General features: G+C 55.9%; 18 protein-coding genes and 1 pseudogene. All 19 read left to right on the top strand.

Going from position 1 to position 26,860, the window contains the following annotated elements:
- The first annotated feature begins 850 nt into the window (after positions 1-850).
- Positions 851-1,858 carry a siderophore ABC transporter substrate-binding protein gene (locus tag QP981_RS10200; protein WP_284857949.1) on the top strand — a complete coding sequence of 336 codons (1,008 nt, stop codon included), beginning with the start codon at positions 851-853 and terminating at the stop codon, positions 1,856-1,858.
- 39 nt (positions 1,859-1,897) lie between these two features.
- Positions 1,898-2,845 (top strand): ABC transporter permease, encoded by a 948-nt coding sequence (locus QP981_RS10195; protein ID WP_284857950.1) that lies wholly within the window; start codon positions 1,898-1,900, stop codon positions 2,843-2,845.
- Positions 2,838-3,881 (top strand): iron chelate uptake ABC transporter family permease subunit, encoded by a 1,044-nt coding sequence (locus tag QP981_RS10190; protein WP_070767223.1) that lies wholly within the window; start codon positions 2,838-2,840, stop codon positions 3,879-3,881. The genes QP981_RS10195 and QP981_RS10190 overlap by 8 nt, the downstream gene beginning before the upstream one ends.
- Positions 3,878-4,636, top strand: a complete 759-nt coding sequence (locus tag QP981_RS10185) for an iron ABC transporter ATP-binding protein (protein ID WP_049171651.1) — start codon at positions 3,878-3,880, stop codon at positions 4,634-4,636. The genes QP981_RS10190 and QP981_RS10185 overlap by 4 nt, the downstream gene beginning before the upstream one ends.
- A gap of 44 nt (positions 4,637-4,680) precedes the next feature.
- On the top strand, positions 4,681-5,577 hold the full coding sequence (locus QP981_RS10180) for an RNase H family protein (RefSeq protein ID WP_284857951.1): 897 nt from the start codon (positions 4,681-4,683) through the stop codon (positions 5,575-5,577).
- Positions 5,578-5,689: 112 nt separating this feature from the next.
- On the top strand, positions 5,690-6,895 hold the full coding sequence (locus QP981_RS10175; protein WP_284857952.1) for a hypothetical protein: 1,206 nt from the start codon (positions 5,690-5,692) through the stop codon (positions 6,893-6,895).
- Between the two features lie 109 nt (positions 6,896-7,004).
- Positions 7,005-8,045, top strand: a complete 1,041-nt coding sequence (locus QP981_RS10170) for an HAD-IIA family hydrolase (RefSeq protein ID WP_284857953.1) — start codon at positions 7,005-7,007, stop codon at positions 8,043-8,045.
- A 6-nt stretch (positions 8,046-8,051) separates the two neighbouring features.
- Positions 8,052-8,321, top strand: coding sequence for a hypothetical protein (locus tag QP981_RS10165; RefSeq protein ID WP_284857954.1), 270 nt, complete (start codon positions 8,052-8,054; stop codon positions 8,319-8,321).
- Positions 8,322-8,326: 5 nt separating this feature from the next.
- Positions 8,327-9,166, top strand: coding sequence for a TlyA family RNA methyltransferase (locus QP981_RS10160; protein WP_070601574.1), 840 nt, complete (start codon positions 8,327-8,329; stop codon positions 9,164-9,166).
- Complete coding sequence (locus tag QP981_RS10155) at positions 9,159-10,121, top strand: NAD kinase (protein ID WP_284857955.1); 963 nt, start codon at positions 9,159-9,161, stop codon at positions 10,119-10,121. The genes QP981_RS10160 and QP981_RS10155 overlap by 8 nt, the downstream gene beginning before the upstream one ends.
- Positions 10,122-10,179: 58 nt before the next feature.
- Complete coding sequence (gene recN / locus QP981_RS10150) at positions 10,180-11,919, top strand: DNA repair protein RecN (RefSeq protein WP_284857956.1); 1,740 nt, start codon at positions 10,180-10,182, stop codon at positions 11,917-11,919.
- A gap of 25 nt (positions 11,920-11,944) precedes the next feature.
- Positions 11,945-13,129, top strand: coding sequence for a putative cytokinetic ring protein SteA (steA, locus tag QP981_RS10145; RefSeq protein WP_284857957.1), 1,185 nt, complete (start codon positions 11,945-11,947; stop codon positions 13,127-13,129).
- 89 nt (positions 13,130-13,218) lie between these two features.
- A complete protein-coding gene (locus tag QP981_RS10140; RefSeq protein ID WP_284857958.1) occupies positions 13,219-14,130 on the top strand; it encodes a copper transporter in 912 nt (303 codons plus the stop codon).
- Positions 14,131-14,257: 127 nt separating this feature from the next.
- Positions 14,258-15,583 carry an AAA family ATPase gene (locus QP981_RS10135; RefSeq protein ID WP_284857959.1) on the top strand — a complete coding sequence of 442 codons (1,326 nt, stop codon included), beginning with the start codon at positions 14,258-14,260 and terminating at the stop codon, positions 15,581-15,583.
- Entirely contained in the window at positions 15,580-16,251 is a 672-nt protein-coding gene (locus QP981_RS10130) for an RloB family protein (RefSeq protein ID WP_284857960.1), read from the top strand. Before QP981_RS10135 ends, QP981_RS10130 begins: the two co-directional genes overlap by 4 nt.
- A 387-nt stretch (positions 16,252-16,638) precedes the next feature.
- A complete protein-coding gene (locus tag QP981_RS10125; RefSeq protein WP_284857961.1) occupies positions 16,639-21,627 on the top strand; it encodes a DEAD/DEAH box helicase in 4,989 nt (1,662 codons plus the stop codon).
- Positions 21,628-21,648: 21 nt separating this feature from the next.
- Positions 21,649-23,151: an ATP-binding protein gene (locus QP981_RS10120; RefSeq protein ID WP_284857962.1), complete on the top strand. Its 1,503-nt coding sequence runs from the start codon at positions 21,649-21,651 to the stop codon at positions 23,149-23,151.
- A 35-nt stretch (positions 23,152-23,186) separates the two neighbouring features.
- Positions 23,187-26,351, top strand: coding sequence for a Z1 domain-containing protein (locus QP981_RS10115; RefSeq protein WP_284857963.1), 3,165 nt, complete (start codon positions 23,187-23,189; stop codon positions 26,349-26,351).
- Between the two features lie 124 nt (positions 26,352-26,475).
- Positions 26,476-26,784: pseudogene (locus QP981_RS10110) on the top strand (ParA family protein); the annotation flags it as partial.
- Positions 26,785-26,860 lie beyond the last annotated feature (76 nt).

Below are 26,860 nucleotides of genomic sequence, written 5' to 3'. Positions count from 1 at the left end.
CGCCGGCATAAAAAGTTTATTGTGTGGGTCGTGGTAGCCAGTTCCCGTGTGGGGCGGGGGTGCTGCGGCCCACTTTTTGTTACCCACCGGTAAACAGGGTTCAACAGGGGGGCGGTCGGCAGTGGAAGCCGTACTTACCGGTGTCTCGGGAACTTAAGGGAAAAGGGTATTCGGATTAATGGATACAAGCGTGCCCGCTCAGCGGATCGTCCGGTACTCGCCTTTCGCTGCTTGCCCCAATGCGAGTTACTGACGCCTCTATGGCTATCAGTGGCGGGGCAATGCGAGTTAGTGGCTGCTTTTATGGCAGTGGCTGTGGACTAATTCAAGTTACTGACTGCGTTTATGACAGAAATAGCGCGAAAAATCGCTTGAAAGTGTCATAAACTCACACAGTTTCACCTTTGCAGCCCGTATTTACGCCTACAGCCCCATTCACATCTGCGTCCCCCATCCACGCCCGCAGCCCCGTTCACGCCCACAACCCCTCCATCACGCCTACAGCCCCAACTCACAAGCAAAGCCGCAAGCTTATCCCCAACTAGGCCCAACTACGCCCAACTAGGCCCAAACATGCGTCGATAGTGCACACGCTACCTTCGGTAGGGCCCAAGTTACCCCCGTTATCGAACGCTGCAGTCATACCTTTACCCGCACAAATTAGCTAATGCTAAACAAATAGAAGAACTCCACCCTAAATACTGCGTAATTTCATAACGTATTTACTTGTTAAATAGGGCACCCTAAGCTAAGGTTGCGCAGGTAATGATTACCTAAGTAAGTGATTGGGTAACGGCGTCTAAGTGGCGTTTGTTTAACAATTCTACTGTGACCGAAGGGATGCCTTTAAGTGGCGCGTTCTAACTCCGGCCGTATTCGCAATATCGTAGCCGCATCTGTTGCCAGCCTTGGACTTCTTCTTGGCGCATGTTCTGCCGATGCCGGCAACGAGGATAAGTCTGCAGCTGCAGGTAACGAGGCAACTATTACCGTTACTGACAACCACGGCGAGCAGACCGTACCGGCTGAACTTGACTCGGTGGTCGCCACGGATAACCGTTCCTTCGAGATGCTCAACCAGTGGGGTATTAAGCTGGCGGCAGCTCCGAAGCAGCTGATTCCGTTCACGATTCCTGACTACAAGGACAACCCTGACATTCAGGACATCGGCAATCACCGCGAGCCGAATCTCGAAATTGTTGCTGCTGCTGACCCGGACCTGATTGTGAACGGTCAGCGTTTCGGTCAGTACTACGATGACCTGAAGAAGCTTGCCCCGAACTCCGCGATTGTGGAGTTTGAGCCGCGCGAGGGTAAGCCACTGGACGAGGAGCTCAAGCGGCACGCTAAGGGCCTGGGCACCATCTTCGGTAAGGAGAAGGAGGCCGATCAGCTCATCGCTGACTTTGACAAGGCTCTGGAGCGCGCCCGCAAGGCTTACAACCCGGACGTGAAGGTCATGGCACTTAACTCGTCGGGCGGCACCCTCGGTTACATTGCTCCGACTGTTGGTCGTACCTACGGCCCGCTGTTCGACCTGATTGGCATGAAGCCGGCGCTGGAGGTCGACAAGGCCAGCGATGACCACCAGGGTGATGAGATTTCCGCCGAGTCCATCGCTGAGGCGAACCCGGACTTCATCATGGTGCTTGACCGCGATGCCGGCACCTCTGTCCGCGGTACCGATGAGTACCGTTCGGCACAGTCTGTGGTCGAGGAGGCTGCTCCGCTGAAGAACGTGAAGGCAGTCAAGGAGGGCAAGATCTATTACGCCCCAGAGGACACCTACACCAACGAGTCCATTATCACGTACACGGAGATTCTGAACGGGCTTGCCGACGCCTTCGAGCAGGCCTAATAGTTCTCTGACCAGTCACAGGAGTACCTCACCAACTCTATGCAGAAGTTACTGGATTCCCGACTAGCCATCGGGATTGCCTTTGTGGCAGTCCTGGTGGCTATGTCGCTGTTTGTAGGCCAATACGACATCCTGGGCGCCGACGACGGCTGGGAGATGTTCGCCACTACGCGTATACCGCGAACCATTGCACTAGTGCTCTCGGGTGCCGCGATGGCGATGTGTGGCTTGGTCATGCAGCTACTTACGCGCAACAAGTTCGTCGAACCCACCACCACGGGAACCACGGAGTGGGCTGGTCTCGGCCTGATTTTCGTGATGTATTTCTTTCCTTCGGCCTCGATGCTTGGCCGGATGGGCGGGGCAATCATCTTCGCTTTCATCGGCACGGCAGTGTTCTTCCTGTTCTTGCGCCGTGTCGCTTTGAAGTCAAGTCTGGTTGTGCCCATCGTGGGCATCATGTTGGGTGCGGTAGTCAGTTCGATTTCGACTTTCTTTGCGTTGCAGACGGACATGCTGCAGTCGCTAGGCGTGTGGTTCGCAGGCTCTTTTACTGCCATTTATAAAGGGCAATACGAATTCCTGTGGCTGGTCGTCATCGTGGTCGCCGTGGTCTTCGTATTTAGTGACCGCCTGACGGTCGCGGGTCTCGGTGAGGACATCGCCACCAACGTCGGCCTGAACTACAAGCGGATTGTGTTCCTGGGCACCGGCCTGATTGCCATTGCAACGGGCCTGGTTACGGTAGTGGTGGGCAATCTGCCCTTCCTGGGCCTCGTTGTCCCCAACATTGTCTCCATGTTCCGTGGCGATGATCTGCGCTCCAATCTGCCATGGGTGTGCCTGGTGGGAATTGGCACCGTGACGATTGCGGACCTGATTGGCCGCGTCATTATCGCCCCGTTTGAGATCCCGGTATCGGTGATTCTCGGCATCCTGGGTGCTGCCATTTTCGTCTATCTGATTGTGGAGCGACGTCGTGCTTAATCTCAGTTCAACTACAGCTAGAACCAACCAGGTTGGCCCGCAAACGACGTCGTTTAGCACGGGCGCCGCGGCGCGCAGGTACTGGATTATCATTGCTGTGCTGGCGGGTCTGGCAGTGTTGTTTACGGCGGGCCTGCTCGCGTGGGACAACCCGTTGCCGTTCGGGACGGATGGTTTTTGGCTGATTGCGCGTCGGCGCCTTGATGCCGTCATTGCCATGATTGTGGTTGCCTGCTGCCATGCCGTCGCGACAGTGGCGTTCCAGTCGATTGCGAATAACCGAATTATTACGCCGTCGATTATGGGGTTTGAAGCGCTGTACGTGGCTATCAGTACCGCTGCGGTGTACTTCTTCGGGGCGACGGGTCTGATGAATGCCGGCTCGGTTGGGGCGTTTGTGCTGCAGCTCGTGCTGATGGTGGGGCTGTCGCTGGTGCTGTATGCGTGGCTGCTGACTGGGCAGGGCGCGGATATGCACAGCATGCTGCTGGTGGGCATTGTTATCGGTGGCGGGCTGGGCTCGGTATCGACATTTATGCAGCGCATGCTGACGCCTTCGGATTTTGACCTGCTGACGGCGCGGCTGTTCGGCTCTGTCAACAACGCGGACCCGGAGTTTTTCCCGGTGGCGATTCCGCTGGTGATTGCGGCAATCGTGGTGATCGCGTTGCATTCGCGGGCCCTCAACGTCATGTCGCTGGGGCGTGAGGTCGCGACGAATCTGGGTGTGAACTACCAGGTTCGCTCCATTACTGTGCTGGTTGCGGTGTCGGTGCTGATGGCAGTATCGACGGCTATGGTCGGCCCGATGACATTCCTCGGCTTCCTGGTCGCGACCATTGCGTACCAGGCCGCGGATACCTATGACCACCGCTTTGTGCTGCCGATGGCGGCGCTGATTGGCTACGTCACGCTGGCCAGTGCGTATTTCATCCTTAATCACGTTTTCTATGCCCAGGGCGTGGTGTCCATCATCATCGAGCTGGTTGGCGGTTCGATCTTCCTCTATGTCGTTTTGAAGAAGGGACGGCTATGATTCTCCTCGACAGTGTAAGCAAGAGCTATACCAGCGAGGTGTCAATTGGCCCCGTTGACCTGGAAATTCCAACCAACGCAATTACGGCTCTGATCGGCCCGAACGGCGCGGGCAAGTCCACGCTCTTGACTATGATTGGCCGCCTCCTTGCCGTCGATTCTGGTGACATCAACGTCGGTCCATACAACGTGGGCAAGACCAAGTCGAAGGATCTGGCGAAGGTGCTGTCGATTCTGCGCCAGGACAACCACTTCGTCACGCGTCTCACCGTGCGCCAGCTGGTCAGTTTCGGCCGCTTCCCGTACAGCCAGGGGCGCCTGACCGCTGAGGACGAGCGCATCATCTCCCAGTACATCGAGTTCCTCAATCTTGAGGCGCTCCAGGGCCGCTACCTCGACGAGCTCTCCGGTGGGCAGCGTCAGCGCGCGTATGTCGCAATGGTGCTCTGCCAGGAGACGGATTACGTGCTTCTCGACGAGCCGTTGAACAACCTGGATATTTCTCATTCGGTCGACATCATGTCGTACCTGCGCACTGCAGTGCGCGACTTGGGTCGCACCATGGTGGTGGTGTTGCATGACATCAATTTCGCGGCTCGCTACGCCGATTACATCTGTGCGGTTAAGGATGGCCAGATTGTAGAGCACGGCCCAACCGCAGAGCTGATGCGTTCGGAGGTTCTGAGCCCAATCTTCAACACTCAGATTGACATCGTCGAGGGCCCGCATGGCCCGGTCGCCTGCTACGGCTCTTAAGGCAATTCCTGGCCGGCCCCACGCAGCCGATACAATCTAGCCTCATGACTATTACTGCTGCCGTTGACGGTTCCGCCCTGCACAATCCCGGACCTGCCGGGTGGTGCTGGTATATCGACGACAGCTGCTGGGCCGCCGGCGGATGGAAAGAGGGAACCAATAACCGCGGCGAGCTCACCGCTCTTGCCGAGCTGCTCCGCGCCACCGCGCACATCCCTGACGAGCCGCTTTTCGTACTGTGTGATTCGCAGTATGTGATTAACTCCGTCACTAAGTGGATGCCGGGATGGAAGCGCAAGGGGTGGAAGAAGCGCGACGGTAAACCTGTCCTCAACGTCGACATTTTGCAGGACATCGACCAGCTGCTCGTTGGCCGCAATATTCACCTCGAGTGGGTTAAGGGGCACTCCGGCCACGACATGAACGAGGCCGCTGATCAGCGCGCCCGCGCCGCCGCCACTGCGTATCAGAAAGGCACCGCCGTACCCGAGGGGCCAGGGTTCGCTGGCGCGGGTAGTCGCGCGCAGACGAATGTGGCGCCGACAAAAACCGCGCCCGCCGCGCTTAGTTCCGAGCCCAAGACGCCCAAGGCCGCAACCTTCGAGCAAGAAGGCCTCTTTGACCTCGCCGTCGACACCACCGTGACACCCGAGGACGCCGCCAAGGAAGCGCTCACCATTTTCCGCCGCGCCGCACATCGCGCTGAACAGGGCAATGCCCGCGCACTCAAGGCATTGCTTAACGACGCCCTGGGCGCCAACTTCGCCGTGCCAGACGGGCTTTCGGATGCCGAGCATGAGCTCCGCGTCGAGGGAACCACCGCTATCGCGCAGTTCACCACTGACGACTGGGTTGGCCTGGCTGTCTGGGATTTGTCCCAGGCAGTGGGGAAGGCCACAGGTTCCGCCCGTTTGCTGGGCTGGAATGTGGGCAGGTCTTAGCAGTAGTATGAAAGTTTGGTCTTTTAGGTAGACCACCAGGCAATCCGGGGTTACTGGTAGCCTGAAAACACATAAATTCTTTTACTCATTACATATAAGGAGCTCCGACTTCATGGCTGAGCACGAAGGTCCTCGTTCCGGCGAAGGCCGAGGAAATCGCGGAAACCGCGGGTCTAACCGTTCCCATGGTCGTGGCGAGGGCGGCTTTAACGGGCGCAACCGCAACGATCGTCGTGGACAGGGTGGTGGCCCAGGTGGTCGTGGCCGTGGTGGTCACGGTGGTCATGGCGGTAACCGCGATTCCCGTGGTTCGCGGGGCTTCCGTCGTGATGATCGCGATGATCGCGACTTTAACCGTGGCGACCGCAATGAGCGCGGTGGCCGTGGCGGTCGTGGTTACAACCGCAACAATCGAGATGATCGTAATGAGCGCAACGATCGTGGCGAGCGCAGCTTTGACCGGAACGACCGTGGTGACCGCAATGATCGTCGCGGCCCGGGCGGGCGCGGTGGCCAGGGAGGTCGCAACTTCGACCGTCGTGGTGGCAAGCCACGTCGCTCCAATCGTGGTGGCCGCTTCCAGGATGAGAAGCGTACGCACCGCACCGGCCCGCAGCGCCCAGGCTTCCGCGAGGAGCGCATTGAGGCTCGCAAGAACGAGCCGAAGCTGCCAGATGACATTCGTGCAGATGAGCTCGACCCGAGCGTGCGCCAGGATTTGAAGAGCCTGGCTAAGGACAACGCCGACAAGGTCGCTCGTCACATGATCATGTCCGCAATCCTGATGGCTGAAGACCCGCAGCGTGCCCTGGAGCACGCCCGCGCAGCGAAGGACCGCGCTGGTCGCGTCGGTGTCGTTCGTGAGACCGCTGGTGTTGCCGCTTACCACGCAGGTGAGTGGAAGGAAGCCCTGGCGGAGCTGCGTGCTGCTCGCCGCATCTCCGGTGGCCCGGGCATGCTTGCGGTCATGGCGGACTGTGAGCGCGGCCTCGGCCGCCCAGAGAAGGCCATTGAGCTGGCCCGCTCTGAGGAGGCCAAGCAGCTGGACAACGAGTCCAAGACTGAGCTGGCTATCGTCGCCGCAGGTGCTCGCCGCGATATGGGGCAGATTGATGAGGCTCTGGTTGAGCTGGAGACTCAGGATCTGAACCCGGATCGCGAGGACTTCGAAGCAGCTCGTCTGTTCTACGCCTACGCTGATGCGCTGGTGGAGGCCGGTCGTAAAGATGATGCCAAGGTGTGGTTTACCCGCTGCGCCAAGATCGATGTGGACCAGATGCTCGATGCTCGCGAGCGCATCGAAGAGCTGAGCAAGTAGCCGCCCAGCCGCCTGGCTCGAAAAACCAGCCACCGCTGGCGCGATCCGGCTGCGCATCTACAATTCGTCGTAAAGCGTTCTTATTTCGTAAAAGGAGAAATGAACCCACATGGCTTCTGTCGCTTCTTCCTATGATGCCGCTCTGCTGGATCTGGATGGCACGATTTACGAGGGCGGCGCGGCGATTCCGAACGCGCTGGAGGGGCTGACTGAGGCGGCGCTGCCGATGGTGTTTATTACGAACAACGCCTCGCGCGCGCCGCAGACCGTGGCGGATCAGCTCAATGGGCTGGGCTATGACGTTCACGCGGACGATGTGATGACGTCGGCGCAGGCGGCCATTGAGATGGCGGCGGAGGTCATTGAGCCGGGCTCGAACGTTTTTGTGTTGGGTGCGGAGTCGTTTAAGCAGTTGGCTCGTGAGGCAGGGTACAACCTCGTGGATTCCGCTGATGACCATCCGGCGGCGGTGTTCCAGGGGCTTAACCGTGAGATGACGTGGAAGCAGATGTCAGAGGCGGCGCTGGCGGTGTCGCGAGGTGCGCGCTACCTGGTGTCGAATTTGGATACGACGTTGCCGTCGGAGCGCGGTTTCCTGGTCGGCAATGGTTCGGTTGCTGCGGCGATTTCGACGACGACGGGCGTGGCGCCGCTGTCGGCGGGTAAGCCGAAACCGCCGATGTTCATTAAGGCGGCGGAGCGCGTTGGCGCGAAGAATCCGCTGGCGATTGGGGATCGCCTGGACACCGACATCGCGGGCGGAAATGCGGCAAAGATGGACACGTTTATGGTGGTCACAGGCGTTTCCACGCATATGGATGTCGTCGCAGCGCCGCCTGAGCACCGCCCGACGCTCATCGGTGCTGACATGACCGCCCTGAATCGTGAGCTGGATCAGGCACGTCCGGCTCCGCAGGCTGGTTTCACCGCGCGTTACGACGACGCGGAGGCCGGTGTCATCGTTCTTTCTGGCGGTGACACGGAAGATCGCCGGTTGGCGAATCCTGCGGAGGCTGCGGTGGCGGCTCTGCTGACGGTCGTGGATGTGGTGTGGAACTCTGAGGCTGGTCGTGCTGGCGCAGTCGAGGTAGCGCAGGTCCGCGCGGAGGGCCCGACTGCTGAGGCGGCGCTGGCTGCCTGGCGGAAGTGATAGCCGATGAGTGAGGTCGCACCGAAGCCGGGGCAGGGGCAGGGGTCTGGTCCTGTGCCGGGGCCGAAGCCTGGTTCCGCATCTGTACCGAGCCCTGCACCTAGCCCGGCAGCGATGCCCGGCGCGCGCGAGGTAACTCCGGAGGATGTGCGCGAGCAGGTTGAGGCCGCACTGTCCGCGCCCGCGCCGACTCCGCAGGAGAGAGTTGCGCAGTTCGAGCGGGCGCATGAGATTTTGTATGAGGCCCTGGGCTCGTCACGCAGGGAAGGAAAGTGAACGCGGTGGCAAAGAAAGCTCCTAAGCGCAGGCTCGATGCGGAGCTGGTGCGAAGGAAGATTGCTCGCTCCCGTGAGGCGGCAGTGGACATGATTAAAGCCGGCCGAGTTGAGGTCGGTGGCTTTGTCGCCTCCAAGCCCGCGACTGCGGTGACAGGCGACGTGTCCATTCGCGTCAGTGGCCTGGAAGAAGACGAGAACTGGGCATCGCGCGGGGCGCACAAGCTGCTCGGGGCGCTGGAGGCTTTCGAGCCACAGGGCCTGGACTTGAAGGGCCGAAAGGTGCTGGATGCCGGTGCCTCCACGGGCGGCTTCACCGATGTGTGCCTGCGCCGCGATGTCGACACCGTATACGCCGTCGATGTCGGCTACGGTCAGCTGATTTGGCGCCTGCAGGATGACCCACGGGTGGTTGTGCTCGACCGAACTAACGTCCGCACGCTGACCCCAGAGATTCTCGGGGGCACGGCCGATGTCATGGTCGGCGACCTGTCGTTTATTTCTTTGAAGCTGGTCCTGCCAGCGATTGTCTCCTGCCTCGACGAGGGCGCTGACCTGCTGCCAATGGTCAAGCCGCAGTTTGAAGTGGGCAAGGAGCGCCTTGGCTCCGGTGGTGTCGTGCGCAGCGATGCGCTGCGTCAGGAAGTTGTCCAGGAAGTCGCCGAATACGCCCGCACTCTGGGCCTCTCCTTCCGTGCAGCCGTGGCCAGCCCGCTGCCGGGCCCGAGCGGCAACGTGGAGTTCTTCCTGTGGCTGGTGAAAGACGGCGGCGCCAGCGATATTGGTGATGAGGCTATGGCTGCGGCAATTGCCAAGGCCGTTGAGGAGGGGCCGCACAATGACTAGCGCGAAGACTCACTCACGGGATAGCAAGCCCAAGACCAGCGCCGGCAAGCGCGAGATCCTGCTGGTCCCGCACACCGGCCGCAGCGCCAACCTGGAAATGGCCGCCGAGGCTGCCGAGCTGCTCGAGGCCGCGGGTATCGATATCCGCGTGCTGGCCGGTAAGAACCCGGAGGCGCTGGCCGCGCACCCAACACTCGGCAAGTACCCGCGTTACTGGCATTCCCCGCAGGCGGCGTCGGGATGCGAACTCGTCCTCGTCCTTGGCGGCGACGGTACCTTCCTGCGCGCCGCAGACATTGCACACTCGGCTGACCTGCCGGTGCTCGGCATCAACATGGGGCACGTGGGCTTCCTCGCCGAGTGGGAGCAGGAGTCCATGACGGAGGCGATTAGCCGCGTCATCAAGCGTTCCTGGCGTATCGAGGATCGCATGACCATTCGCGCCACCGTCCGTGACACCACCGGCCGCGTGATCGGCTCCGGGTGGGCGCTGAACGAAGTCAGCATCGAAAACGTCAACCGCCGTGGCGTGCTGGATGTCATCTTGGAAGTCGATGGTCGCCCGGTGAGCTCCTACGGCTGCGACGGTGTGCTGATTTCCACGCCAACCGGCTCCACCGCGTATGCCTTTTCCGCAGGTGGCCCCGTACTCTGGCCAGAGCTCGACGCCATGCTGGTCGTCCCCAACAACGCCCACGCGCTGTTCTCCCGCCCGCTGGTAATCTCACCGCATTCGATCATCGCCATTGAGACCAACCACGACACCGCCGAGGCGGTCGCGGTGCTCGACGGCTTCCGCAACATCACTATGCCGCCGGGCAGCCGCATCGAAATCGAGCGCGGCGCGCAGCCGGTGCGCTGGGTGCGTCTGGACGATCAGCCGTTCGCCGATCGTCTGGTGCACAAGTTCCGCTTGCCGACGTCCGGGTGGCGCGGCCCCGCCGAGGCGCAATAGCCCCTAAACACGGCAGACAAGACCCCACACTTCAAGGGAAGGACTGATTGCAGGCGCCATGCTGACTGAGATTTCCATCCGCGACCTCGGCGTTATCCCGGACGCGACGCTTGAATTCAGCCCAGGCCTGACCGTACTGACAGGTGAAACCGGTGCGGGTAAGACCATGGTGGTCACCAGCCTCAAGTTGCTCTGTGGCGCGCGTGCCGACGCCGGTCGCGTGCGCACCGGCGCAGACAAGGCGTTGGTGGAAGGTCGCGTGTCCACCGAGCACCTCTCTGAGGACGAGTCGGCCACCATCGATGCTGTGGTCGCTGAGCTCGGCGGCGAGCGCGATGAGAATGATGAGTACCTGCTTGCCCGTCAGGTCTCCGCGAAGGGACGCTCCCGGGCGTGGGTTGGCGGTCGCAGTGCGTCGGCTGCGGCACTGGCGGATGTCTCTACCCGCCTGATTGCCATTCATGGCCAGAACGATCAGCTGCGTCTGCAAAGCGCTGATGAGCAGCGTGCGGCCATCGACCGCATGGATGCCGACACCATCGCACCAACGCTGGAAACCTACCGGCAGCAGCGCGCGCACTGGCGCGCCCTGGTCAAGGAACTGGAAGAGAAGACCTCCAAGCGCCGCGAGCTGGCCATGCGTGCCGACCAGCTCAGCTTCGCCATCGAAGAAATCGACGCAGTCTCACCCGAACCGGACGAAGACCAGGACCTGGCCTCCCAGATCCGCCGCATGCAGGATCTGGACGGCCTCCGCGATGCAGCAGCCGTGGCGCTGGCCGCCATCGATGGCGCCGCCGCCGTGAGCACGACCGGCATGGATGCCGCCACCGGAGACTCCGGTGCCGCCGAACTCCTCGGCGCCGCCGCGAATGAGCTCGCTGCCGCAGACGACGAAGAACTCACCGAGTTTTCCAACCAACTCAATGAACTGACCAGCCAGCTCTCCGAGATCTCCGCTGGCCTCGGCGCGTTTCTCTCCGGCCTGCCGGAGGAAACCGAGTCCTTGGACAAGCTCATGCAGCGCCAGGTGGAGATCAAGAACCTCACCCGCAAGTACGCCCCGGACATCGCAGGTGTCTTGGCCTGGCGGGATAAGGCGGAGCGCAAGCTCGCCACGCTGGATGTCTCCGGCGAAGCGCTGGACAAGCTCACCGCGGAGATTAAGACCGCGGAGAAGAAGCTCGGCACGACCGCGCGGAAGCTCTCCAAGGCCCGCGCAAAGGCCGCAAAGCACCTGGAACAGGCCGTGACCAAGGAGCTCAAGGGCCTGGCCATGCCACACACGTCTCTGGTGGTGGAGATCGCCAAGGCAGACACCTTTGGCCCCGCTGGCGTGGACAACATCGAGTTCAAGCTCCGCGCCCACGAAGGTGCCGAGCCGCGTCCACTGGCCTCCTCCGCATCCGGCGGTGAGCTCTCCCGCATCATGCTGGCATTGGAAGTTGTCCTCGCCGAAGGACAGGCCGGACACACGATGGTTTTCGATGAGGTCGATGCCGGTGTTGGTGGGCGCGCGGCTGTGGAGATTGGCAAGCGCCTGAAGCAGTTGGCGGTGAATAACCAGGTGATCGTCGTCACGCACTTGCCTCAGGTGGCGGCGTTTGCGGATACCCACTTGGTGGTCAGCAAGGATGCGCGTTCGGGCGCGGTGTCGTCGAAGGTGACGAGCTTGGGCGATGAGGAGCGGATTGACGAGCTCGCGCGGATGATGGCGGGCTTGGACGATTCGGACTCCGGACGCGCGCATGCGCAAGATCTTCTGGATCAAGCTCGGCGCGCCTTCGCGGCCAAGTAGCTGCTCTTATGTTTCACTAAGTGCCATGAGTCTGTTCTCTCGGAACGAAAAAGATCTTCCTGGCATTTCGGGGACCGTGCGGGACGGTTCCCGCCTGGAGCGTGCGCTGAAGCGCATGGGCGAAGGCGACATCGTGGTGATCGATGCGCCGGATATCTCGCGTCCACTGGCACAGCAGTTGATTGATGCCAAGGTCGCCGCAGTGGTGAACACCGGCGCCTTTACCACGGGTTTTGTGCCGAATTACGGCCCGCAGATGATGCGCGACGCCGACATCGAAATGGTGCAGAACGTCGGCGACGAGGTCTTTGAGAAGCTCAAGGACGGCAAAAACGGCAGGCTTGACGACGGCAAGCTCTACCACGGTGACCGCCTGATTGGGCAGGGCGACGAGGTCGACCAGGACGAGCTCGAGCGCGCCTTCGATGAGGGGCGCACCAGTATGGTCGACCGCTTGGAGGCGCTCTCCGGCAACTTGGTGGAGTTCGCCAAGACCGAGTCTCCGCTCTACATCGATGGCTTGGGCATTCCGGACGAGACAGAGCCACTGCACGGCCGCAAGGTCGTTGTGGTCAGCCCCGGTGAGGGACACCGCAAGACACTGGAAGATCTGAAGAATTTCATCCGCGAGTACGAACCGCTGCTGATTGGCGTCGATGCAGGCGCCGACACGCTCTTCGACCTGAAGTACGAGCCGGACTACATCATCGGCGATCCGGAGAACATCAACTCCGAGGCACTGCGGTCCGCTGGTTGCGTGATTCTGCCTGCCGACCCGGACGGTCACGCGGTGGGCCTGGAGCGCATCCAGGACCTCGGCATTGGTGCCATGACCTTCCCGGCGCTGTCCGATTCCGCCACTGACCTGGCGCTGGTATTCGCCGCGCATCACGAGGCCGACATGGTCGTCTCCGTCGGCGCCCCGCAGAACATCGACAGCATCTACCACGCTGAGAATCAGAGCGGCGTGCCGTCGGCGTTGCTGTCGCGTTTGAAGGTCGGGGAGAAGCTTGTCGACGGTCGCATGGTCGCCGACCTCTACCAGGTAAACAGCCGTGGTTTCGGTGTGGCCTGGGCAATCCTGGCTATCTTTGTCGCCGTTGCGGTGATCTTCGCTATTGCTGGTACCTCCGGCGATGGTTCTGTCAGCGAGAATCTGATTGATACCTGGAACTCCATCGCACTGTGGTTCCAGGGGCTGTTTAAGTAGTTTTAGCGGTATTCGAGCACTATGAGCGCCTAAAAGTTTTCGGCTGTCAGAGCTGATTGAGGCGCCGGCGAAAGGAAAAGGGACAGGCGATGGCGAAGAAGCGCAGGAGCGGAAAATTTACAGCCGGTGTGACAGGTGCTGCCCTCGGTGTTGCGGCAGGTGCTGCGCTGGGTGCTTATGTGCTGAACCCCGCTGGTGCTGGCATTGATTTCGGCACTGGTGCCGCCTCTGAGCGCGATGCCGCCGTTGCCCGTGCTGACGCCCAGCAAGCGCGTGCCGATGAAGCCAACCGCATCATCGAGCCCATCGTCGGGGAGATCGTTAAGGACTCTTTGAAGGACGTGCCGGTCCTTGTTGTCGCCACTCCTGATGCCACGGATGAGCAGCTGGCAGGGGTTTCCGAGACCCTGCGTGCCGCTGGTGCTCCGGATGCTGGTGTGCTGAAGCTGACCGATAAGTTCCTCTCATCCGCTGGTGCAGACGAGCTGAAGGACACGGTTTCTACCTCGCTGCCGGCTGATGTGCAGCTGGATCCGGAGCGCCGTGAGCCGGGCCGTCAGGCTGGCCAGGCATTGGCTCCGGTGTTGGAGCTGGATAAGGATGGGGGAGAGCGGGCTTCCGCTGCTGACCGCAAGCTGCTGCTAGAGGCCCTTAAGGGTGCTGGTTTTGTCGAGTATGACGAGGGGACTCTGCGCCCGGCTGCTGGCATTGTGATTGTTGGTAATCACGGCACTGTCTCGCGCGCTGCGATTGATAAGGGCGAGGACCCGGAGTTTGGCGCTGGCCTGGTGGCGGATCTGGCTGTGGCGCTGGCTGAGGGCTTTGGTGCTGGTGATGACGTGGCTGGGCACGTTGTTGTGGGCACTGACGGCTTCGGTAAGAAGGGCATCAGTGCTCTGCCTGACGAGCGCTGGGGGTCTGACTCTGCTGTGAAGAGTGTGGACGCGGTGTCTGACGCTGCGGGGCACGTTGGGGTTGTTGGGGACTTGAGTCGGAATTAAGGTAATGAGTTAACTTCATTGTAGTTGAACTATAGGGTCGAACCGACACACATAAACTTCTCAGATATTTTTGACAAGATGAAATAACGATGTGTGCGCGTAGTTTCTAGTTATTACAAACCTGAGATTGGATAAAACCATGCTGCTCGAATTTGGCGTTACGAACTATAAATCTTTCTCGGAAGAAACGATTTTAACGATGGCTGCTTCAAGAGAACAAAGGCATAAGCAGCGTATACCACGTGTTAAATCAAAATACAATATAAGAGTTTTGCCTGTCGCAGGGTTGTACGGGGCAAATGCCTCTGGAAAATCAAACCTTGTATCAGCACTTGCAACCTTACGGAGAATTCTAAGTAATCCAATCACAGATGATTCAGGGCTCCCCTATGAACCATATAAATTAGACGAACAATATAGCACCTGGCCAACGATCTTTAGGATTTTGTTTATTCAAGATGAACAGATTTATGAATACACAATTTCTTATAATCGAGACATGATTGTCGATGAATCGTTGGTCAAGATACGTTCGCGGGATGAAGTATTAGTATTCGAGCGACAAGGAGAAAATCTACGGCTTGGTGAGGTGTTTGGTTCTCGAGAAATTCGCGATTTCTTGTCATCTGTTGACCATAAAATTCCGGCTGCGACTGCGTTAGCGCAATTTAAGAAAGTCAATACACAGGGGATTCGGGATGTATTAGCACTCAGGAAATGGATTAACCGACTTGTAACTATATATGCGGGCTTCTTGACCGAAAATCGATACGTCCCACTTCCCAAGACCGGTATTGACTTTATGAAAAATATTGGAGCGGGAATCGAAGATATTAAACGAGTTCCTGTCGAATTGGATGATATTAGCCTCCCAGATGAAAAAAGGCGTGTCATTGTAAATGACTTGGATTCTTCGGGGAAAATAATTACCTTTGAGCAGGATGGAGTGCGATATGAGGCGGTAAACCTGGATGGGGAAATTAAAATCCAGAAGGTTTTACTACTCCATTCCGGGCAAGGGGCATCCATGCCTTTTAATTGGAGCGAGGAATCCGACGGAACCAAAGCGGTTGGCGCAATTTATCCCCTGATCTGGGCGTTGGCACAGCGTGAGAATCCGCCAATTGTGGTAATCGATGAGATAGATCGGAGTTTCCATACGCTTCTGACTCTTAACATCCTTGAGAGTTTTCTGTCTAGGTGTAATGAGGAAACCCGGGCGCAATTATTGTTTACTACTCACGATTTGTTATTAATGGACCTGGATGTTTTCCGGAAAGATGAAATTTGGATTATGGAGAAGAGTCGATTGGGGAGCAGTCGTCTTGTATCTTTAGTTGACTTTAAGGGGATACGTAAAGATCGTGATTTGCGTAAGAGCTATCTCGAAGGAAGGTTTGGAGGGATTCCGAATATTCGAAATCTCCGCGTATCCGATGAAGGCCGGGCGTGATTGAATTGGCAAAGGGGGCAAATGTGGTTAGGTCTATTAATAAGGATCGGCGACCACGACGGCCGCTGGCTAGGGAGGGGGCCAACTCCTTAGATCAGAAGAAGATTCTCCTCATATGCGTTGAAGGGGAAACTGAACAGGCCTACTTCAATTCTATTGCTTCATATAATCACCAAATTTATCCGGTTGTGTTTCCAGGAAATAATTCGAGTCCACAAGGTTTGTTATCTGCGGCAATTTCAAAAGTTGAGGAATTTATCAAGAAGAAAGGCCTGAAACCCAGTGATGAAGCGTGGTTGGTTTTAGATCGTGACGAAGGCGAGAGAGACGAAGCAATTCTAGATTTGTATGAGTGGGCAAAGTTGCACAGGAATCGCTACATTGCGTTGTCAGTTCCAAACTTTGAGCTTTGGATTTTGGCTCACTTTCAAGGAGTCTCAGGCATCTCTACGAAGACTGAAGTCAAGACTGCGTTGGATTCTCACATCTCCAATTATAAGAAGGGGAATGCTAGTCAGCTCCCCATTAGTGTGAATCGGATTTCTCAAGCGGTATCGAATATATCTTCGAAGTTGAGGGAATGTCCGGAAGAGCTCGCTGACTTTGATGGTCTTGGTGGAGTTACTTCGGTTCATATGTTGGTTCAAAAAATGATTTCTGATCTATAGGGATAGCCCGCTATTGCAATTCAAAACTATTCCAGTCCTTAAGTTATAGCGGTATTAGCGGGTTGGCGTCTTCGGGCTTATCAAACGCCGTGTCATTAAGGTAAAGTGTTTGGCCCTATCTGGGTAATTGTATTCAAAGGATATAGTCGTTTGGTTTTATTTTAGATGCAGCGATGGTTCTAAGCTTCGCTTAGGAGATAGCCTTCATTTTTGGATGTTGTTTTTGTAATCTCTCAACCCTTACATGTCGCTCTATTGGCTTGAAACGTCAGTGATGTGCTCCTCACTTCTTATTTTCTATGGGTATGGCCTTGGAATTGAGGGTAAGCTACCCCCGGCTCGGGTGTTTTCGCTTGGGGATTAGTTTCGTGGTGCAGAATGGCTTGCATGTCCAAGTTTTCAGAGGTCCTTGAGCAACTCCGTGATAATCAGCCGAAGGCGAAGTATGGCATCGCTTTCGAGAAGCTCATGGTCAACTATTTCCGCACCGACCCAACTCTGAAAGCTCAGTTCGTTCAGGTCTATCGCTGGTCGGACTGGAAGTACAACGGGGGAGCGCCGGACACCGGCATCGACTTGGTCGCTCGTCGCATTGACGACGGCACGTGGGTAGCCATCCAGTGCAAGTTCTATATGCCAACGACTCGCTTGGCCAAGGCTGACCTAGATTCATTTTTTGAAGCGTCTGGACGATCCTTTATTACCGAATCCGGCCCGGAACACTTCGGCAGCCGCATCATTATTTCGACGACTGACCACTGGTCCTCGCACGCGGAAGAAGCTCTAGCTAATCAACTGATTCCAACTAGCCGCATCGGTACGGCAGCAATCGCCGAATCCCCGATCAACTGGGATGTCGCTTTCCCCGGCTCCGAAATCCAAATCAATCTCTCCCAGCGCGAAACCTTCGAGCCCCGCCCACACCAGCAAGAAGCTATTGATAGCGCCATGGCTGGATTTGCCACCCACGACCGTGGCAAGCTCATCATGGCTTGCGGCACTGGTAAAACCTTCACCGCTCTTCGCCTCGCTGAACGAGTAGCTGAGGAAAACGGTGGCAAGGCTCGCATCCTCTTCCTGGTGCCATCCATTTCGCTCCTGTCGCAAACTCTCAAGGAATGGACAGCACAGGGTCGCCTGGACATGCGCACTTTTGCTGTGTGTTCTGACTCGAAGGTCTCCCGTAAAGCCGAGGATATTGCGACCTACGACCTAGAAGTCCCAGTCTCAACCAACGGCGCTGAAATTGCCCAGCGATTTGAATCCGGCAAGCGGGCCAAGGGGCTCCACATCGTCTTTTCCACCTATCAGTCGTTGCCGGCTGTTCATGAAGCCCAGCAGCAAGGGCTCGACGACTTCGACCTAGTCATTTGCGACGAGGCACATCGCACCACCGGCATTACTCTCGCTGGTGAAGATGCAAGTAATTTCGTTCGCATTCACGATGCCGATTACATCAAAGCTAATAAGCGCCTCTATATGACGGCCACGCCGCGTCTGTATGACGATTCAGTCAAGGGCAAGGCACAGGACCACTCAGCCGAACTCGCTTCCATGGATGATGAGGCCATTTACGGCCCAGAGTTCTATCGCCTTGGATTCGGCGAAGCCGTAGAAAAAGGTCTGCTCACCGACTACAAGGTTCTCGTCATGACTGTTGACGAGTCCGTAGCCGCCGATGCCATGGCTCACAGCCAGAACAGTCAAATCAATCTTACTCTGGCTTCGGCAATGATTGGTGCATGGAATGGCCTAGCAAAGCGCTCCGGTTCTCTGCAGGGTAAGAAGGGCGGCTTCGATGAAGATGCCGCACCTATGCAGCGTGCTGTGGCGTTTGCCCGTGACATCAAGACATCGCAGGCAATTGCTGATTCCTATCCGCAACTCGTGAACATGCATCGAGAATTGCTCGAAGAAAAAGCAGTTCTCAATGATGTCTCTCTGCACAACGTGGATGTTTCCATCTCTGCGCAGCATGTCGACGGCAGTATGAACGCTCTTGAGCGTGGCACCAAGCTTTCCTGGTTGGAGTCGCCAGCCGTTGACCAGCACACCCGCGTGCTCACAAATGCCCGGTGTCTGTCCGAAGGTGTCGATGTCCCGGCGCTGGATGCTGTGATTTTCTTCAACCCGCGTAATTCCATGGTCGACGTGGTGCAGTCCGTCGGCCGCGTCATGCGCAAGTCTGAAGGAAAGGATTACGGCTACATTATTCTTCCGGTCGCAGTCGCCCCAGATATTTCGCCAGCACAGGCGCTCAATGACAACGCACGTTTCAAGGTCGTTTGGCAGATCCTGAATGCATTGCGGGCGCATGATGACCGCTTCAATGCCAAGGTCAATTCCATCGCGTTGAACGAAACGAATCCTGCTGAAGAGTTGCCAATCGAAGTCGACCACATCGGCAAAAAGGATTCCCAGAAATCTGGCTCCGACACCGATTCTGAGAACGCTTCTCCCACCGATGCCATTAACGAGGCCGAAGCCGAGTCGGTGAAAAACCCGCAGCCTTGGGCCGATAACGATGAGCTAACTCAGCAGCTCGCACTGTTCTCTCTGGAAGAGTGGCAAGAAGCGATTTACACCAAGCTCGTCGACAAGGTCGGCACCCGCACATATTGGGAGGATTGGGCGGACGACGTCGCTACTATCGCGGAAAACCAAATTACGCGCATCAAAGCGCTTGTCGACGGTGCCGATGCCACCCTCCGCGCAGATTTCGATAGCTTTGTCGAGGGGCTCCGCAATAACCTCAACGACGGTATCAGCGAAGATGATGCTATTTCGATGCTCTCGCAGCACCTCATTACAGCTCCGGTTTTCAACGCGCTTTTCGAGAACCACGACTTCATCACCCATAACCCCGTGGCTCAGGTTATGGAGAAGATGGTCGGGGCCCTCTCCGAAGCCAATCTTGATACCGAAACCGAGTCCCTCGAGAAGTTCTACGAGTCAGTCCGCGTTCGAGCCTCGGAGGTGAAGTCCGCTTCCGGTAAACAGCAGGTGATTAAAGAGCTTTACGAGCGCTTCTTCCAAAAAGCCTTCAAGAAGCAGGCCGAGTCATTGGGCATCGTCTACACCCCAGTTGAAATTGTCGACTTCATTCTGCGTGCTGCTGACGACGTGTCTAAGAAGCACTTCGGCAAGGGGCTTAGCGACGAAGGTGTCTGTATCCTCGATCCTTTCGCCGGCACCTCGACCTTTACGGTTCGCCTTCTGCAGTCCGGCCTTATCAAACCGGACGACCTTGCACGTAAGTACGCCAACGAGCTCTTCGCCACCGAGATTATGTTGCTGGCTTACTACGTTTCTGCCGTGAATATCGAGACCACCTACAATGCTCTCCGCGAAGAAGCAGCGCTTCGCAATGGTGAACCAGCACCAGAGTATGTTCCCTTCGCTAACATTGCGCTGGCTGATACCTTCCAGATACATGAGGAAGGGGACATCCCGGACCTGCATATTTTCCAGGAGAACAACGCCACCATCGAGCGGCAGAAAAATGCGCCAATCAACGTGGTGATTGGTAACCCGCCATATTCAGCTGGGCAGAAGTCGGCCAACGACCTCAACGCGAACCTGAAGTATCCGAGCCTGGATAAACGCATTGCGGAGACCTACGCCGCGAAGTCCACCGCGCAACTGAAGAACTCGTTGTATGACTCGTATTTGCGCGCTTTCCGCTGGGCCACTGACCGTATCGGTGATCAGGGCGTGGTTGCGTTTGTTTCCAACGGCGGATGGATTGATGGAAACACCGGTGACGGCGTGCGATTGTCCATGGCCGAGGATTTTACTGACTTGTATGTCTTCAACCTTCGTGGAAATGCACGTACTGCAGGCGAACAACGTCGTATGGAAGGAGGAAACGTTTTTGGAGCCGGATCTCGCACTAATGTGACTGTGACAATCGGCATTAAGGATGCTGCAAAATCTGATTTTACTCTGCACTATAGGGATATTGGAGATTACCTGGCAGCGGAGGAAAAACTCCGTATCGTAGATACGTCTTCGGTGGAGAACGTCGGCTGGCAGACGATTACCCCGAATAAGGAAGGTGATTGGCTGAATCAACGCTCTGAGAAGTTTACGACGTGGCCTGCGATTGGTAGTAAAGACGAGACAGTTCAGAGAATTTTCGGAAAGCTGTCGGCGGGTATCGCAACTAGTCGTGATTCATGGGTTTATTCTTCCTCGAAAAACCAGCTGCAAAATAGCATGCGGCTATTTCTTGGCACCTACAAAAAGGCATTATCGGCCTATCAGCTGGAAGAAGACCCGGTACCATTTAAAGATTGGTTAAAAGATAATACCCATTTTGTAGACGGAATAAAGTGGTCGGACATCCTTCAGAGGAGAGCTCAAAGGAATGAGTCGATTGAGCTAAACGGCCAGTTCATTACGAAAGCTTATTATCGGCCGTTCTTTCCACAGCGGCTCTACCGTGATCCCAAGTTAATGCACCGCCAGTATCAGCTCCCGTCGATTTTCCCGACCCCAACGCACCAAAACACCGGGCTCTACGTCGTTAACCCCGGAAGTGCGAAGCCGTTCTCTGCGATAGCAACCGACTTGATTCCTGACTTGGCAATGTGGGGAAGCAACGCAGGCCAATTCTTCCCTCGCTTCACTTGGGCCGCTGTAGAGGCCGATGATGGTGCGCTGTTTGGTGAGAACAGCGTCGTAAAGCGAGGCGAAACCAGTGTCTACGGTGAGATTGGTGAAATCGTCGACGGTTATGTGCGCGTGGATAACATCACCGATGAAATCAAGAAGGTTTATCGCGATGCGCTGGGTGCGGACATTACCGGCGATGACATTTTCCACTTTGTGTATGGCAAGTTGCATGACCCTGCTTATCGCACGAAGTATGCGGCTGATTTGAAGAAAATGCTGCCGCATATCGAGACGCCGTCGACACGTGTGGAGTTCGACAAGTATGCTGCTGCGGGCCAAGAGCTGATGGACCTACACGTGGGCTACGAGTCTGTGGAACCGTGGCCATTGGATATTCAGGTTAAGGGTGATGAGTCTGACCGGGAGACCTGGCGTGTGCTCAAGATGAAGTGGGCAAAACGCAAGGATCCGGAGACGGGTAAGAATGTCGATGACGTGACGAAGTTGATTTACAACAAGCGCGTGACTATTTCGGGTATTCCTGCGGAAGCGGACGAGTACATGTTGGGCTCGCGCTCGGCCGTCGCATGGCTGATTGATCGTTATCAGGTCAAGAAGGACAAAGCCTCCGGCATCGTTAACGATCCGAACGATTGGGCTGACGAGGTAGGGAACCCGCGTTACATCGTGGATCTGATTGGGAGAGTGGTGCGAGTTGCTATGGAGACTGTGCGGATTGTGGATGGGTTGGATGCGTGAAAGTAGAGGTCACACAAGTAAATGAGTGGGCGAGGAGTTAACACGGACATTGAGGCGACAATACAGCTTGATCCGTCAGAGCAGATTCAGCATGCGTTGGGCGCTAATCACGACATTCGCACCGGCCTTGACGAATTGGTGGACAACTCAATTGATGCTGAAGCGAAGAATATTCGCATCGTGTTCCATGTCGAAGGATTCCGGCTCGTTCAGATAGCCGTACATGATGACGGCGTGGGCATGGACTTTGCCAAAATGAAGCGCGTCCTTCGTCTCGGTGGCCACGAAGCTAAGGCTAAGAGCAACATTGGCATCTATGGGATGGGGCTAAAGGAAGGTTCGTATGCCAATGCCAATCTAGTGACTGTTACTTCTCGCGTGAAAGGACAATTTGCTAACGGCATCCAGCTGAAGAAGCAGACCTTCACAGCCGGCGTGCTTCGTCAGCAATCCTTGACTGAAATTTGGAATCTTCGAGATCGGATTGTTGGGCTTAAGCACGGTACAACCATTGTGTGGAACGATTTATCTACGGTCTATCAGGGGGCCGACGAGACTGAGGGGTTAGCCTTTCTTTCGTCGACTATTGAGAAGATTCGCCAACATCTTGGTATCCGTTATCACCGATACTTAAAGTCAAACCGAGTCACAATCAAGATGTTTACCATCTACGATGGTGATGAGCCGGTGCCGAATCCTGAAATAAAAGCGATAGACCCCTGCGGGTATCGCAAGTCAGGCAACCAGGCCTACCCGAGGACTCTCACAGTCGGTGGGCAAAAAGGCGCGCCTGGCGTAACAGCTCACATTTGGACAAATAGATCTAAGACAGATCAGTTCTTACTAGAAGGAAGAGACGAGCTCGGGCATCAGGGGCTTTATGTATACATGGCCAATCGCCTAATTACTCAGGGCGGATGGAGCGGTTTTAGGGAAGCCCGAAAAGAGCTTAAGTTGCTGCGGCTAGTTATCGACGACCCACGAGTTGTCGAACGATATATCGTCGTTAGTCCACAAAAAGGAGCAGTTCGGCTTAATGAAGGCTTCCACCGGTTTGTGGAATCTCTGCGGGCAGATGACGGATCCGGCGACACGTTTGAGGACGTTTGTACGGATGCCGCTGAAGTCTTGCACCTATCAAATCGGCACTCTGGCAAGGCCACACCAATTGCCGAAGGAGGCCGGGGGTTGGCACCGGCAGTCAAGGCAGCGATTGAGGATTATGCTCCGCTGAAAAGCGGAGATCCTGTCAACGTGCAATGGGCAGACTTAGAAGTCGGCGAGTTTGTATCGGTTGACTCTACTGAGTCAACGGTTTACCTGAACAGCTTTTACCGAGAAATGCTAAATGCTGGAAACCGCACTTTCACCGATGCGCCACTGGTAAAAACATTAGTGTATTTGCTTTTCAATGAGACAGCTTCGTCTAAGCGAACGGCGAAGAGTCGGGCAAATATTGAGTTGTGGTCGAAGATTCTCGCCACGGCAGCTGAAGAGCAACGGGAACAGAACAACCCTTTATAGCTAAGAAGCAGTATTGTCGAGCCCACGGAGGACTCATGGACTTTAGTCAGATTAAAGAATCAATTGCAAAGGTGCTTAACGCCTCGAATCTAGTTCTCTATGCGGGCTTGCAGCAGCGTTTGGTGCTTATGGAAGGACTGGTTGTCGATTCGACTTCGATTCGCAACTTCATCAGCGAAGCAACGGATGAAGAAATACAGCCACTTATGACTTTTATCGTCGCTGCGATTAATGCCGATGAAGACGTTCTGAAGCCTTCGACTCAGACAACAGCTAAAAGTGATGAGCGAATTGAATGGGTGATTGACCAGCTCGACTTGAGCGATTTTTCTCAGCTGATTCGTGAGCGCCTCCCTCAGCCGGATCCGACAGTCATTATCGAAGAAAACTTCAAAGAGTGGTACACCCCTCAGCGGCCACAGGAGCACTCCAACTACTGGGATGACTACGTTCGAGTGCTGAGTCGAAATGGCTGGGACGCTGCGTCGATTGACACCGTTGGTACGCAGGCCACTGAAGTATTGCGGCGTATCGAGGATCCAAAGCAGCCGCACTACTTGTCTTCGCGTGGCCTAGTGGTGGGATATGTGCAGAGTGGCAAAACTGCAAACTTCACCGCGGTGGCTGCTAAGGCAATTGATGCAGGTTATCGGTTTATTATCATTCTCGCCGGCACCATGGACAATCTCCGTGAACAGACCCAAAGGCGTCTTGATAAGGAACTCTGTGGTCGAGAATCTGTTCTCAGCGGCTTGGACGAGGATGATCTAACTGCGAAGGAACGCAAGGACGAGACATACTTCAACGGTGATGAAGAGTGGGATCGCGAGTGGGAAGAGAAGGGCAGTGCCTTTGTCAGCCATGGTCCGGCCTATGGTCAAAAAGGATTTCCGCGCATAAAGCGGGTCACCACCTCTGTGCGTGATTATCGGCGCACTGGCACGAGCGCTATTGAAATCGAACGTCCGGATAAGTCGAAACCGGTCCATCACCCGGACAATCTTGACAATATGCCGTGTCTAATTGCTGTGGTGAAGAAGAATGCGTCGGTCCTCCGAAACCTCAATTCGGACCTGCGTAGAGCAGCGCGGTTGAACGACGATTTATTGCATCTTCCAGTTCTCGTCATTGATGATGAGTCCGACCAGGCCTCGATTAACACCAAAAACCCGAAGAAGCGCACTGCTGAAGAAGAGCGAGAGCGTACTGCAGTTAACGCACAAATTACTGAGCTGTTGAGTAATTGTCCTCGGTCACAGTACGTTGGATATACTGCGACACCATTCGCCAATGTATTTGTCGACCCGTCTGATCCCGTCGACCTCTACCCGCGTCACTATGTTCTGATGCTGAACGAACCACCGGCATACCGAGGCGCAAAATGGTTCCACGACCGGATGGATTTCGCAGACGACCCTGAAGAAGCCACTCTCGAAACCTCTCAAAGTAAAGCCTTTATCCGAGACCTCGCTGCTTGTGAGTCTTTTTCGGAAGAAGCCTCTTTTGAAGAAGAGAGAGCGAAGGAACTTGAAGAAGCCCTGGACATGTTTGTCCTAACAGGAGCAATTAAGAAATTCCGAGAGAAGAAGCATAAGGGTTTGACCTTTAAGCACCACACGATGCTTGTTCACGAAGGAGTCGGGACTGATATTCATACCGATGGAAAACAGGTTCTCGAGGAAATTTGGAAGAAGCGGGCATACAACCTGGGCCGCTCTAATGCCTCGATGAAGAGGCTTTTTGAGAGGGACTTGTTACCGGTAATGCAGGTCGATCGTTACAACGAGGCGTATGCAATTCCGGGTAGCTATGCAGAACTTCGGCCTTACATTAATGAGGCGTATGCGGAGATGATGACCGGTGTACAAGCTGCGGGTAGCCCAATCTTACAGGTCGATACTAAGGGGAAAGAAAGCCCGAACTTTGAAGCCGGCCCCGTGTGGAAAATCCTCGTCGGTGGAGCTCAGCTCTCCCGTGGTTATACCGTTGAAGGTCTAACTATTTCATACTTCCGTCGTCGTGCGGGAAGCGCAGATACATTGATGCAGACTGGTCGCTGGTTCGGATTCCGAAAGGGGTATCAGGACCTGGTTCGACTATATGCTCCACGGGATCTGGTTGAGCTTTTCGAAGCAGCAATGCACGATGAAGAAGTCTTCCGGGACAACATCAAGGTGTATGTGAAAGAGCCGCTCGACTCAGAAAACCGGCTTACTCCGAGTCGCATCGCCCCACTAGTACGTCAGTCATTGCCCGACCTGAAGCCCACAAGTGCGAACAAGATGTTCAACGCTTTCATTCGATCGAGCGCAGCAGCTCCAAATGTAGTGGAACTTAACTCCATCCCTGACTCGAAGGATCGTGATGTTCTGGCGCAGAACTTCATTAATGTAGGCATTCCGCTGATGAAGGCTCTACGTCCTGAAATCGTGAAAATGGCCTACTTCCGACTTGAAGGTATCCGTTCAGGAAATCTGTTTGCTGCTGCTGGTAACAGGAAATTCTATGCGGGTACTATGCCAGCCGATAAATTTGTGAAACTTCTTGACACGATGAAGTGGTATGAGGGCTCCAAATACAAGGAGAACATTGTCAATCCGCACATTAAGTATTTGCGTGGGCTGATGGGCGATGGTAGGCATGCAAGTGTAGATGAATCGGACTTCAGAGAAGTTGCGGTTTTGCTGCCGCTGTTGTCGAAAAATGCCGATACCGTTGAGGTTCCTGGAATTCCATTCCCAGTTCCTCTCGTAGCACGTAGCCGTCGTGAAAACCGGCACGACATAACTGGTACTGACCGTAAGTACACCTACATCATGCAGAGTATCGCTAGTGGACATTCTGTGTTGAGGCCCCGAACTAATGATCTGGACGATTACTCAAATTACTTGCGCGCGCCGTTCGAAGAATTTGACCAGCCGGAACCATTTGATTTGTCCCCGGACAGGGCACTAAACCGTGGTGCAGTACTGATTACTGCGTTTGATGATCGCAATCGAGATTGGATTCGAGAGAGTAAAGAAAACGGTACTTATACGCCGCCGCGTTGGGATAGGGGCGAGGTTGGTCTGGCACTTGCCTTCAATTCGCCGCACGAAGCAGTGCGGAGCATGTCTCGCGTCGTTGAATGGGGTGTGTACCTCAAGGGCGAAGACGGTGCTGATGATGTCGTGATTGAGAGTTTCGACGTGCAAAGGTAAGGGGGGTATGGGGCTGAGGTGGAACACTTGTATGGTCGGGTGTGACCTGTCACTGTGAGGTTACTTGAGTGGGCTTCAGGTCTTATACAATCGGGAGACTGTTTTTACGTAAATAGGAAGCCCGATGCGGACACTCAGTTTCTTCAACAACAAGGGTGGGGTGGGGAAGACCACTCTTTCCACCAATGTCGCCCACTATTTTGCTCGTCAGGATAAACGAGTACTCTATGTGGATTGCGATCCGCAGTGCAATGCCACACAACTAATGCTGACCGAAGAGCAGCATGAGGAGATTTACCTGAGCAGCAAGAATGACGAACAGGCCGAGCGAGACTCGTTGGCTAATACGGTCTACTCGCTGTTCATTCCATTGCGAGAAGGCGAGACCGATATCGAGCCCGAAATCCGGCCAGTGCACTCGGAGCGGTTTGGCGGCTCTTCCGTTTTTAGAGTGCGTTGATCTTCCCCTGCAGCTGTCCGGAGTGGATCAAGCACCGCAAGATGTAGTG

Source organism: Corynebacterium sp. MSK047, from assembly GCF_030232285.1.
GTDB lineage: Bacteria > Actinomycetota > Actinomycetes > Mycobacteriales > Mycobacteriaceae > Corynebacterium > Corynebacterium jeikeium_D.
The sequence above is the reverse complement of the archived record's forward strand: the minus strand, read 5'-3'. Positions and strand labels throughout refer to the sequence as shown.